Origin of the sequence: Levilactobacillus hammesii DSM 16381, from assembly GCF_001434395.1 — a bacterium.
GTDB classification, from domain to species: Bacteria; Bacillota; Bacilli; order Lactobacillales; family Lactobacillaceae; genus Levilactobacillus; species Levilactobacillus hammesii.
Genome location: NZ_AZFS01000059.1, coordinates 40,720 through 52,714, shown reverse-complemented (window position 1 = coordinate 52,714; position 11,995 = coordinate 40,720). Strand labels below are relative to the sequence as shown.

The following is an 11,995-nucleotide window of genomic DNA, read 5'->3' as shown; positions in this document are numbered from 1 at the left end:
AACACAATCAGAGCCGGAGGAGGCCAGGGATGGAGCCAGCCGTGAAAGTGGTGTTAGCTGGCGATTTTTCTTCTGCCAGCTTACAGCACGGGCGACTTTGGAGACACATGGTTTTCGTGGCTCCAAAGCGAGCGAGAAGACCGGTGTTCTGCCGGTCTGAAGCGTCCCCACAGCAGGTGGAATCCCTGGCAGCCGGAGTGCGGCCAATTTACACGAATTTACTGGCGTGAATGCTTGCAAAAACTGGGACGCTGTGGGAAAGCTATTTGTACTTCATTTCTAAGCGACTCATCCAATAGCCCAGAGCCGTGCCTAAGACGAGGGCGACGCCGCTGTAGAGCCAGGTGGACCAGGTAGCGCCGGCATACGAGATGCTCTCGGCTGCGTGGGGGTTGGGTACCAGAATCAAGACGGTGCTTGCCACCACGATGCCCAGGATGAAGTGGTAAACGCGCGAGTGAAAACGGTGGATCAGGTAGTCCATGCCCTTGGAGAAGAGAATCATGGCCAGACCCCCGCCCAACGCGATTGGCAGGTAAACGCCGAGAAGATCGAAGTTCTTGAAGCCGGTCAGCATGGGCGTGAATAGACCCAGAATCAACAGCAAGTTCGAGGGACTCAGCCCCGGCACCAGTACGCCCAAGGCAATCAGGACGCCGGCGACCATAAAGCCGCCAAAGTTGGCCGGTAGCGTGCCAAACAGGTCACTCATAAAGTAGAGGAGCCCGCCACTGATGACGAGTGTGCCCAGGAACCAACCGTAGTCGGCGGCATCGCGAGGGGTGTGGGAACTGGCGGTGCGCATCAGGGCCGGCAGGGTACCAATGATGGCACCCGCAAAGCCCCACAGAACAATCACCTGCCAGTGGGCCAGCAGGTATTCCAGGGGAGCGGACAGTAGGGCGATACCCACGATACCGCCCAGTCCGACCGGCACAAAGTACCAGAAGTCGCGTTTGAAATTTTGCCGGAAGTGGGCCATGAAGCCCAGTAGGCGTTCGTAAATACCCAAGATGGCGGCGAGAACGCCACCGGAGACACCTGGAAGAATAAAGCCCAGCGCAATAATGACGCCTTTGAAGAAGCGTTTCACGGGGCTATCGGATCGCGTCGTCTGCATACGTTACTCCTTAATGGTGAATTTAACCGTTGGATTAGTAGTCTCAACTTAGCAAATCCGGCAAGTCCAAGCAACCCAAAGCACTCGGTTCGGGCTCATCTTAAGGTTTCGTTTGAAAAGCGTTTGGGGAACGGACCGTTGTCTAGGGCGGTTAGAGGCGCGGCCAAAAAAACACGCAGAACCAGAGTCGGTCTGCGTGTTTGCACGTTTGTGTGATGTTCGGTGAGACTGGCCTAGCTAGCCGTCAACTGCGGTTAGTCGTCATTCTTAGGTTGAGACCAGTAGTGGGCGCGGGTCAAGAGATCCTTGGATCGCTCATCCGCCGGCACGAAGCCGCGGGTAAACAGATGCTTGAAATACATCATGTTGTAAAGCGATCCCCAGAGGATCCCCCGCAACGTTTCCCAGCCCCCAACGGCCATAAATCTTGCCAGTTGGTTCATGGGTACCGTCATGGTTAACACCATCATGAGACTCAGTTCCACACCTAGGATACACAGTAAGTTGTACCAGTCTGCCCGGAATAGGGTTGGAAACGGGGGAAAGATAAACATCGTCCAGGAAAAGCCGACCTTGGCGATACGCATATTCCCCGTTTCAGGGTTAACAACGGTTGCGTAGTTTGGCGGTAACGGCAGTCCTTGAGGGCCGTCACCGTTTTGGTTATCTGGATCATCATCGTTGTTAAAGCCCTTGAAAGGATCTTGCATGTCATTTGCCAACTTTCTACAGAATTCAATGTCGTTACGTTAAATAAAAGTCTAACACGAAAAGACGTGTCTGCCTATTAATCTATTGGTCACGACGGGCGACCCCGGTTACCACTGCCGGTCAGCGGTGCGTTTAAACGCGGCGACTGAGCTTAACGACTGCTTCACAGCGCGCCGTTTGGGGCATCATGTCGACTGACTGGATGTAGTCCACGCGGTAGTCGTGGGCCAAGGTGACTAGGTCTTTGGCTAGCGTTGACGGGTTGCAGGAGATGTAAACCAGTTTCGGAGGACGAACGGCCAGGAGCGTCTCAATCAGGGTATCATCGAGACCGGTACGGGGTGGATCGACCACAATAGCATCCGGATGGAAGCCGGTCATGATCCACTTGGGCAGGAGTTCTTCGGCCGTCCCCAATTCGTAGTGGGCGTTGGTGATCCCGTTGGCTTCGGCGTTGGCGTTGGCATCGTCTACGGCTTCGGGGATGACGTCCATCCCGCGCACTTCTTCAGCGACACTGGCGAGTGACAAGCCAATCGTGCCGATTCCAGAGTAGGCATCGACGACGGTTTCGCCGGGTTGGAGATCCAACGCCTTTTTGGCTTCGGCGTAGAGGACTTCCATCTGGTAAGGGTTCAACTGCAGGAAGGCCCGCGCTGACAGCTTGAAGGCTAAACCGTCTAATTTTTCGGTAATGGCTTCGGCACCAGCGAGGTGTTCCGTCTTTTCGCCCCAAACCAGGGACGTTTTACCAGGGTTAATGTTTTGCATGACGGAGGTGACTTCCGGTAATTCAGCCGCGATCCGCGTAAGCAGGTCGTGTTTGTGTGGCAGCTTGGGTGAGTTGGTGATGAAGACCAGCTGCACATCATCGGTATGGGCTGCGGCCCGAACGACCAGCGTTTTCACGATCCCGGATTCTTGTTCTTCGTCGTAGATTGGCATGTCGAGGTCTTGAAGCATGGCAACGACGGCTCGCATGACGTGCATGGTCACGGGCATTTGGACGGAACAGGTGGGGAGATCAACCAGGTCATGGCTGCGTTCGGCGTACAGGCCGGCTTCGACTTGGCCTTCGGCGTTGCGGCGAACTTGGAATTGCGCCTTGTTGCGGTAGCCATAAGGATCGTCCATGCCTAACGTTGGGCGCAGGTCGTAGTGGCGGTAACCCTCTGGTTGGTAGCGTTCCAGGGATTGGGCGACCACGTCTCGTTTGAAATTCAGTTGTTCAGGGTAGTCTAAATGTTCCAGCTCAAAGCCGCCGACTTGATCGGCATAGCTGTCGCGTGGTTCCACGCGATGAGGGCTGGTCTTACGAACCCGGTGAATCTTGGCGCGCAGGTAGCGGGTAGCGACGCTGGTCACTTCGGCCACGACTTCTTCATTGGTTAAGGCGCCGGGAATAAAGACGGCCATGCGCTTGTAGTAGCCGATTCCCTCGCCGTTGATTCCCATGCGTTTGATGGTTAATGGGAACCGCTGACCAACTTCAACCTCAACTTGTGGGGTTTCACGCCGGCGGTTGTTCGACCGGCGATTATTGGTTGGGCGGTAATGGTTGTCGGTGCTGTGTTGACGCCGATCGTTGCGGTCGTTGTGAAAGCCGCGGTGGTTCTTTGACTCATAATTTGGCATATTTTCTCCTACTTAGGTTGACATTAGTTCAATCACTTTACTTTTTCCGAACAGTTACGGTCTTGAACATTATACCAAACTTTAGCGGTTGCTGGGGCGTTGCGGCTTTTTCACCAAAATGAAGCCGTTTCCATAGGCAATCTACCGCCGGTTAGGTATAATCGGTTTATATGCCGTTTGCACGCTCACACACTGGTTAAGCTTCACCTGCGGCAAGGCCAAAGATGGAAAACCTGTGCAGCATGGTGCCAACCTGCCGCCTTACCGTTCGCCAAATTCGGACTGGAACGCTGTGGGCAGGACGGTCCGAGCCTGAGGAGCGGTCTCGAACCTCGCTCTGAGCCGAAGACCACGTCTCAGAGTCGCCATTTACCAAGAAAAGTACTTGGTAAATCCCACGGCTGAGTCCGAATTTGGCTCACTCACGGCTACATACGATGGTGATAACTACGTTAGGTGAAAGCTGTCATGTCAGCGATGTGCCGCTCGCGTCCTGGCATGAAGCAAGTGTCACCGGAGGCAGCCAGAGATGGAGGTAGCTGTGACAACGGCGTTAGCCGAGGTTTCCTGACTCGGCTTACACCGTGGGACGCGTTTGAAGACGGTCGATCTTTGGCCGGCTTCGAACCGAGCCGGAGGACCGCTTCTCAGGCCGCAGGCGGTCCCCACAGACGCCGGAATCTTTGGCTGCCGCAGGGCAAGGCTGATGACTAATTTAATAGTTATCAGTTTGGTTAGCGGAACCGAACCGTGTGTTTGTTTAATGATCTAAGGCGGCAAATTTCATCTATTAGAGTTGCTTAGGAACTAACCTTGGTGTGTCAGTGCGTGTGAACCCGAAAGCCAAAAGGAGGCGGGCCAATGACCTTATTGGAATTGCAGAACGTGGGCTACCAGGTTGGCGAGACACCGATCTTGCAGGACATTAACCTGGAGATCGCTGCCGGGGAGTGGGTGACGCTGACCGGTCCGTCCGGGAGTGGAAAATCGACGCTAGTGCGCATCATCGCGTCTCTTCTGAGTCGGACCAGTGGCGAGTTGCGATTTGCGGGGAAGTCCATCGATGACTATGATCCCATCGCTTACCGGCGGCGCGTGTCGTATGGCTTCCAGCAGCCCACCTTGTTTGGTGAAACGGTTCGGGACAACCTTGAATTTCCGTATCAGATTCGCCAGTTGCCGTTTGATCAGCAGCGGGCCGTGACGGCGTTAGAGTACGTGGGGCTTACGGCCAGCGACTTGACCAAGGCCGTCGTCGACCTCTCCGGCGGGCAACGCCAGCGGGTGGCGCTCCTTCGCAATGTGATGATCTATCCGGAGGTCTTGATTTTAGATGAAGTGACGGCGGGGCTGGATGCCGATAACAAGGCGTTTGTCTGGTCCATGATCCGGCATTTTAACGTCGACGATGGCATCACGGTGATTGCCATCACGCATGATCAGTCGGAAATTGAGGCGGCGCAGCGGCTGGTCACGGTGGTCGATGGGCGTCTCACCACGGGAGGTGCGCAATGAATCTAGCGGTGAACAACCAATCGTTGATTCTGGCGCTGGGGCTGGTCATGATTGCCCTGGCCATTGGCTGGCATGAAAAGTTGGGTATTGACCGCGACATGATCATTGGCGTGGTTCGCGCGGTCATTCAGCTCTTCGTGGTCGGCTATTTATTGAAATACGTCTTTCGCTTGGACAAGGTTTGGCTCACGGCGGTGTTGATTCTGATCATCATTTTTAACGCCGGATACAATGCTAAACAGCGCAGTAACGGCATTCCCCGGGCGCTTCCCATCTCCGTGGGGGCCATTCTGATCAGCACGGCCGTCACGTTGGGCGTGCTGATGCTGGCGGGGGCCATCAAGTTTATTCCCTCGCAGATGATTCCCATTTCCGGGATGATCGCGTCCAACTCGATGGTGGCCATCGGCCTGTGCTACCGCAATCTCAACGCGGAGTTCAAGCAGGAGCGACAGGCGGTGCTGGAGAAGCTGGCGCTGGGTGCGGATCTCAAGGATGCGTCCCGCGATATCGTGCGCGCCAGCATCAAGACCGGGATGCAGCCGACCATTGATTCCGCCAAGACGGTGGGAATCGTGAGTCTCCCGGGGATGATGTCCGGCTTAATCTTTGCCGGCGTCGATCCGGTGCGGGCCATTAAGTACCAGATCATGGTGACCTTCATGCTGATGTCGGCGACCAGTATCGGTTCGGTGTTGGCCTGTTACTGGGCCTACCGGGAGTTTTATAATGAACGAAAACAGTTAATTGGACCGTCAAATTAGGAGGTAATGTTATGTCTCATCGAAAAGTTGCGTTGGTTACCGGTGCGTCGTCAGGAATTGGCAATGCGATTGCCCGGAGTTTGCATCGAAATGGCGTCACCGTTTATGCGGGTGCGCGGCGGGTCGGCCGGATGAATGATCTGGATGACCTGGGCGTCACGACTCTCGCGTTGGATATCACGGATCCCGACAGCGTAGAGGCGGTCGTCGATCAGATCGTGAGTGAAACGGGTCGGATTGACATTTTGGTCAACAACGCCGGCTACGGCCTCATGGGGGCAGTGGAAGACGTGCCCTTGGAACAGGCGCAGGATCAATTTGACGTGAACTTGTTTGGTGCGGCTCGCCTGATTCAGTCGGTGCTGCCCATGATGCGGCAGCAACACGCCGGTCGGATTATCAACGTGACTTCGGTGGATGGCAAGGTCGCACAACCCTTTGGGGCCTGGTACGTGGCGTCCAAATTTGCACTGGAAGGCTTGTCCGATGCGTTGCGCCTAGAGCTCAGCCCACAAGGCATTCACGTGGCGGTGATTGAACCCGGCGCCATTCAATCCGAATGGGCCGACATCGCGGCGGACCACCTGCAAGCTACCTCCGCCAATGGGCCTTACGAACAGGGGGCCAGTCGCGCGGCGGCGATTTTAAAGGCCGTTAAACAATTCTCCAGCAAGCCACAAGTCATTGCCCGGCTAGCGGACAAGGCGGCGTTGTCCCGGCGCCCCAAGACCCGTTACTCGGCGGGGGCCGGTAGCCAAATTCTCTGGGTACGGCGCTTCCTTTCCGACAAGACGATCGATCACCTGTGGGGGGTAATTGGTAAGGCGGCTGAACAGATTACCCGGTAACGCGAGAATCGTTGACGTGGCCGAAAAACCTGTTATGCTGGAATTAACCAGAACACTAGGGGTGTCCACGATGGACTGAGATGCGGGATGACCCGTGATCCCTTGGAACCTGTCAAGTTTGGACTTGCGAAGGGAATGTGTCGTGGCACTTAGGGCCGCCGGTTCACTACCTTGTGAGCCAGCGGCCCGTTTTTTATTTGGCGCTGTCCCGGGAACTTGCGGGTGTCGTCCCGTGTGATCTCTAGTGTTGGGGATGTTTGGACGGCTTTAGAACTGAACTTTTGGCAGAAACACCGTATCTTTTGTTGAAGTGAGCGGGTCAGCTGGGGGAGTGATCGCGGCGGCTTAAAATGGGGCCACCGTGAGTTTTCGCCGAGTCTGACCGGCTCAGACCGTAGAACAGTAGCCAGATTCCTAGGGGGAAGAAAATATGAAATTAGACTTGTTAGATACCTTACGGCAACAGAACCCAATCGTCTTTAACATCTCCAACTTCGTCACAGTGCAGGACGTGGCCAACGGACTCAACGCGTTGGGAGCCTCACCCATCATGTCCGAAGAGGTCGCCGAAGCCGGTGAAATGGTCGGCTTGTCCAGTGCCGTTTGCCTGAATCTTGGGGCATTTACGCAAACGCAGGTGGAACAGATTCGGACGGTCGGGGAGCTCGCTAACCAGAAGCACAAGCCGTTGGTGATCGATCCGGTCGCGGTCGGGGCCGTGGCTTATCGCAAACAGGTGGCGATGAATCTGTTGACGCACTTCCATCCGGATGTCATTCGGGGAAACGCGGGTGAGATTGCGGCGCTGGCAGATGTCGATTGGCAAGCCAAGGGGATTGATGCCGGCGAAGGGTCCGGTGACTTGGTCGCGATTGCACAGGCGTGCGCCCAGAAGCTGGCGTGCGTGGTGATCTTGTCGGGGCCAACCGATATCATTACCGACGGCACGCGGGTGGCCAAGGTGCTGAACGGGACGCCGTTGTTCCAAGTCCACGTGGGTTCTGGCGACATGTTGTCGAGTATCGTGGCGGCATTCTGCGCCGTGGATGCGGATTATTTTGAGGCTGCGCAGACGGCCTGCTTGGTTTTTGCGGCGATCGGGGAACGGGTTGCGAAGGCAACGCCGAACCTGGGTGCCGGGAGCTTCAGCGTCCAACTTATGGACGGGTTACAAATGACCACGACTGCCCAGATTGCGGCAATCGCGGCTTATCAGTAGAAGGGATGAATAAGGATGGCAAATGAATTTCCACAAACGTTAACGATCGCGGGGACTGACAGCGGCGGCGGTGCCGGTGTCATGGCGGATTTAAAGACGATGCAGGAGCGCAACGTCTTTGGGACGGCCGTGGTGGTCGCGGTGACCGCGCAAAATACGCTAGGCGTTCAGGACTTCATGGCCTTACCACAGAAACTCGTTGATGAACAGTTTGCCTCGTTGGCGGCCGACCTGAAGATTCGGGCCTGCAAGACGGGGATGTTGGCGGATGCCGAGCACGTTCACGGCGTCGTTGAGAATTTGAAACGCTACGACTTCGGCCCACTGACGGTCGATCCCGTCATGATCGCCAAGGGTGGCGCGGCCTTGTTGGCCGATGACGCCGTGGCGACGGTGCGTGATGAACTGGTGCCCCTGGCGGACGTGTTGACCCCCAATTTACCGGAGGCCGAACGGTTAACGGGTGTTAAGATTAGTGATGAGAAGGGCATGGAGGCCGCAGCCGTGGTCTTGCAAGACCTGGGCGCTAAAAACGTCATTATTAAAGGCGGTCACGAGACCACGCCACAGCAGGCCCGCGACTTTGTGTTACTTGAAGACGGTCGGTCCTTCTGGTTGACGGCACCGCGGATCGATACGGTGCGGACGCACGGTACCGGAGATACCTTGTCATCTTGCATTACAGCAGAATTGGCGAAGGGCCAAGATTTCGAAACGGCCATTCGCATTGGTAAGGACTACGTGACGGCAGCCATTGCCAATCCCATTGCAGTCGGAAATGGTCATGGGCCCTTGAATCATTGGGCTTACAGCCAGGGAGGTGCGCAATAATGTCAGTAACTTTTGAGCCCGGTCTATTACGGGCGTACTTTGTTGCCGGGAGTCAAGACGTTCCCGGACAAGACTTACGAGACGTGTTGGCGACCATGTTAAAGGCCGGCATCACGGCGTTTCAGTTCAGAGATAAGGGCACTAGTACCTTGACGCCGGAACAACGCGTGGCGTTAGGTAGCGATCTACGGGATCAGTGTCACGAGGCCAGTGTGCCCTTTATCGTGGATGATGACGTGGATTTGGCCTTACTGCTACACGCCGATGGGATTCACGTGGGCCAAAGTGATGAGAAAATCACCAAGGTGCTGAGTACCGTCAACGGCCGTGATATGTTCGTGGGCCTGTCGTGCAATACGCCGGAACAGGTGGCGAAGGCTAACCAGATCAAGGGCATCTCTTACATCGGCAGTGGCCCCATCTACCCAACGACGTCAAAGGACGATGCCGATCCCGCCATGGGCGTGACGGGTCTGCAAGCGCTCGTTGAACAGGCCAATGTGCCCATCGTGGCGATTGGTGGGGTGACGGTAGCTTCCTTGCCAGCGATTGCGGCGACCGGTGCGGCTGGTGTTGCGGTCATTACCTTATTGACGCGGAGCACGGACCCGCAGGCAGATACGCAGGCAATGCGGACGGCCTTTGCGGGCTAGTTCTTAAATAGATATTACTAAAACAACCGTCTGTCGTGGAAAATGCCATGACAGACGGTTGTTTGTTGGTCATCAGTGATCAGATTATTGCGAAAAAGTAAGTCATCGGTTTGTAACGTATTCATGACATTGTAACATGACCGAAAACACAAAAAAACGGAATCAGTCTTACCGCGTTTAAGTGACGGTAAACCTGGTCCCGCATTCAAAGTTGAGGAAGCTAGTTGACTAGGGCTAACTTCACAAGTTCATAATAACACGGATAGTTGGGAAATGCTACCCAAATGCTAAACTTTAATATTTCATTATTAGGACCTTGCGCGAACCTAGTACGCCAAGGAAATAGTTTATTTGTTAGGTGAACTAGTTTACCAGATGCGTCAATATTAGGCCTGAACGGTGCACTAAGTATACCGGTAAAAAAACAGATTGGTCTAGTGAATTTTGACCGAGCCCGGTTGCTGGCAATTGGTAACGGTTTCGCAACTGCTCGTGGGTTGCTTTGACGTGGGGCGAGGCATCTTTAAAGAAGCCGGCTAGAAAAATAAGACTTGCATTGTCGAACAAACGTTCGTATAATAAATTTATCAGCAAGGGGGTCGCGATGATGGACTATCGGAATGAGCCGCACGGATTGTTTTTTATGATTGACAATAAATCCTTTTATGCCAGCGTTGAGAGTGTTGCGCGGGGCCTAAACCCGTTACGGTCGGTCATCGTGGTCATGTCGGAAGCCGATAATACCGGGAGCGGGCTGGTTCTGGCAGCCTCGCCCATGGCTAAAAAGTTGTTTGGTATCAGTAATGTTTCGCGCCAGTATGAGGTGCCGGACGATCCCCGCATTCTAGTCGTGCCCCCACGCATGAACCTATATATCCAGGAGAACTTGAAGATCAATAAAATTTTCCGGGAGTACGTGGCTGATGATGACCTGTTTCCGTACTCGATTGATGAGTCAATTCTGGATATGACCAAATCGTGGCGCCTTTTTGGCAAGACGCCTGAGAGCGTTGCCCGCCGGATTCAGCTTCGAATTCGCCGCGAGATGGGGCTTTATACGACCGTGGGGATTGGCGAGAACCCCGTGCAGGCCAAACTGGCCCTTGATCTGCAAGCCAAGCACGATCACGAACTAATTGGTCGCCTGACTTACGAGACGTTTCCCCAATATATCTGGCCAATCACGGACCTCGAGAAGGTGTGGAGTATCGGTCGGCGAACGGCAGCGCATTTACAGCGCTTGGGCATTCACAGCATGCGCGACCTCGCCATGGTGGACCCCTATGCGTTACGCGCGGAGATGGGATTGATTGGCACGCAACTCTTTGCGCTGGCCTGGGGGATCGACCGTAGCCAACTCCGCCAGTTGCGACCGGCTAAGGAAAAGAGCTGGAGTAATTCGCAGGTTCTGCCGCGCGACTACCAGGTTCAGCAGGAAATCGAGCTGGTGATCAGGGAAATTGCGCAGCAGACGACCTCTAGAATGCGACACCATCATCAGCAGGCCGGTTGCGTGAGCCTAGGGATTGGTTTTGCGCGAGCGGGTGAGGCGGATGATGGGCGCAGTGGGTTTCACCACAGCTGTCGGCTGGACCCAACCGACAATGCGCAGACCATTGCGGCGACCCTGCTCCGGCTGTTTCGGCAGCACTGGGAGGGGCAGGCCATTCGTAATATCAGCGTGGGTCTGTCGCGTTTGAACACCAGTCGTGGTTTGCAGCTGGATATTTTTCAAGATCCGCACCGCCAGATCAAGGATGAACGGTTCGACCGAGTGATTGACGAACTTCGGGATAGGTTCGGCAAGACGGCGGTCATTCCGGCCAGCAGCTTGATGCCCGGTGGGACCATGCTACGGCGGGCCGCGTTAGTTGGCGGACACAATGGGGGGAATAGCTTTGATTGAGGCACAGCAAGAAGCGGAGCTGATTTACAGCCGCATCGTGCCGTTATTTACGGCACAGTGGCACTGTCAGTACCGGATTGACGTGGTGAACGATCAGTATGGTCAGACGTTTAATTTCTTTATGGGTATCAAACGCCAAAACCATCGGGAACGCTCGATCCCACTCCATACGCTGCGGACGACCGATCTGGCGGTGCTAGAACGGGTGATTGTCGCCTTGCAGCAGCAGACGCAGCTTTCCCTGAATTTTGTGGACTTCGGTCACGTGCGCTGGCCAGTGAGCCAGCGTTGGATTCACTGAGGACGTGATGAGCATGATCTTACGACAAGTACCGGATGATAAATTGGCAACGGCCTTCTTTCAGCGCGATTATCACGACCGCGGGATGCTCAAGTGGGGCGGCTTTTACCTGTCCGACCATACCAGTGCCTTGGCGAAGATGCATGCGGCTGAGCAGGTTGAGACGCCCCGACCGCAGCAGCCGTTGCCCGAACTCAGTCGTGCGTTGGCCGCGGCATGGCGGTCACAGCGACCGGTTCATTTGCAGCTGAATGTCTGCGATGATAATCAGGTGCTGACCACGGTGGATGGCGTGATTGCGGGCGTTGATGCGGACCAGATTGTGGTGCGGTTAGCCTCCGGTGAGTACCGGGATCTCCAGCTGACGGAGATTCGGTGTCTACTTTAACAGCAACAGTTGACTCTCAAAATGTCGGGTGGTCGTTGCTTATAGCTATTTTCGTGATAAAACACAATCAGCGCCGGAGGAGGTCAGGGATGGAGCCAGCCGTG

At 55.2% G+C, this 11,995-nt stretch carries 12 protein-coding genes and 1 riboswitch; of the genes, 9 read left to right on the top strand and 3 right to left on the bottom strand.

From position 1 onward, the window contains the following. Positions 1 to 262: 262 nt before the first annotated feature. From FD28_RS06975 to rlmD, 3 genes are all read right to left on the bottom strand, one after another. Positions 263 to 1,120 carry a DUF368 domain-containing protein gene (locus FD28_RS06975; protein WP_057733976.1) on the bottom strand — a complete coding sequence of 286 codons (858 nt, stop codon included), beginning with the start codon at positions 1,118 to 1,120 and terminating at the stop codon, positions 263 to 265. Between the two features lie 254 nt (positions 1,121 to 1,374). Beyond that, positions 1,375 to 1,830, bottom strand: coding sequence for a hypothetical protein (locus FD28_RS06970; protein WP_057733974.1), 456 nt, complete (start codon positions 1,828 to 1,830; stop codon positions 1,375 to 1,377). A 133-nt stretch (positions 1,831 to 1,963) separates the two neighbouring features. Then, positions 1,964 to 3,466, bottom strand: a complete 1,503-nt coding sequence (gene rlmD / locus FD28_RS06965; RefSeq protein ID WP_083478142.1) for a 23S rRNA (uracil(1939)-C(5))-methyltransferase RlmD — start codon at positions 3,464 to 3,466, stop codon at positions 1,964 to 1,966. Between the two features lie 861 nt (positions 3,467 to 4,327). Here rlmD and FD28_RS06960 point away from each other — a divergent pair. From FD28_RS06960 to FD28_RS06920, 9 genes are all read left to right on the top strand, one after another. After that, positions 4,328 to 4,981: an ABC transporter ATP-binding protein gene (locus FD28_RS06960; protein WP_057733972.1), complete on the top strand. Its 654-nt coding sequence runs from the start codon at positions 4,328 to 4,330 to the stop codon at positions 4,979 to 4,981. Further along, on the top strand, positions 4,978 to 5,745 hold the full coding sequence (locus FD28_RS06955) for an ABC transporter permease (RefSeq protein WP_057733970.1): 768 nt from the start codon (positions 4,978 to 4,980) through the stop codon (positions 5,743 to 5,745). Before FD28_RS06960 ends, FD28_RS06955 begins: the two co-directional genes overlap by 4 nt. An 11-nt stretch (positions 5,746 to 5,756) precedes the next feature. Next, positions 5,757 to 6,593 (top strand): oxidoreductase, encoded by an 837-nt coding sequence (locus FD28_RS06950; protein ID WP_057733968.1) that lies wholly within the window; start codon positions 5,757 to 5,759, stop codon positions 6,591 to 6,593. 47 nt (positions 6,594 to 6,640) lie between these two features. Then, a riboswitch (TPP riboswitch) is annotated at positions 6,641 to 6,746 on the top strand. Between the two features lie 277 nt (positions 6,747 to 7,023). Further along, a complete protein-coding gene (thiM, locus tag FD28_RS06945) occupies positions 7,024 to 7,812 on the top strand; it encodes a hydroxyethylthiazole kinase (protein ID WP_057733966.1) in 789 nt (262 codons plus the stop codon). A gap of 15 nt (positions 7,813 to 7,827) precedes the next feature. Beyond that, positions 7,828 to 8,643, top strand: coding sequence for a bifunctional hydroxymethylpyrimidine kinase/phosphomethylpyrimidine kinase (gene thiD, locus FD28_RS06940; RefSeq protein WP_057733964.1), 816 nt, complete (start codon positions 7,828 to 7,830; stop codon positions 8,641 to 8,643). Next, on the top strand, positions 8,643 to 9,296 hold the full coding sequence (gene thiE, locus FD28_RS06935) for a thiamine phosphate synthase (protein WP_057733963.1): 654 nt from the start codon (positions 8,643 to 8,645) through the stop codon (positions 9,294 to 9,296). The genes thiD and thiE overlap by 1 nt, the downstream gene beginning before the upstream one ends. A 607-nt stretch (positions 9,297 to 9,903) precedes the next feature. Beyond that, the gene (locus FD28_RS06930; RefSeq protein ID WP_057733961.1) at positions 9,904 to 11,202 is read left to right on the top strand and encodes a Y-family DNA polymerase; all 1,299 of its coding nucleotides are present in this window, start codon (positions 9,904 to 9,906) and stop codon (positions 11,200 to 11,202) included. Next, the gene (locus FD28_RS06925) at positions 11,195 to 11,503 is read left to right on the top strand and encodes a hypothetical protein (RefSeq protein ID WP_057733959.1); all 309 of its coding nucleotides are present in this window, start codon (positions 11,195 to 11,197) and stop codon (positions 11,501 to 11,503) included. Before FD28_RS06930 ends, FD28_RS06925 begins: the two co-directional genes overlap by 8 nt. 13 nt (positions 11,504 to 11,516) lie before the next feature. Then, positions 11,517 to 11,891 (top strand): hypothetical protein, encoded by a 375-nt coding sequence (locus FD28_RS06920; RefSeq protein ID WP_057733957.1) that lies wholly within the window; start codon positions 11,517 to 11,519, stop codon positions 11,889 to 11,891. Positions 11,892 to 11,995: the final 104 nt, after the last annotated feature.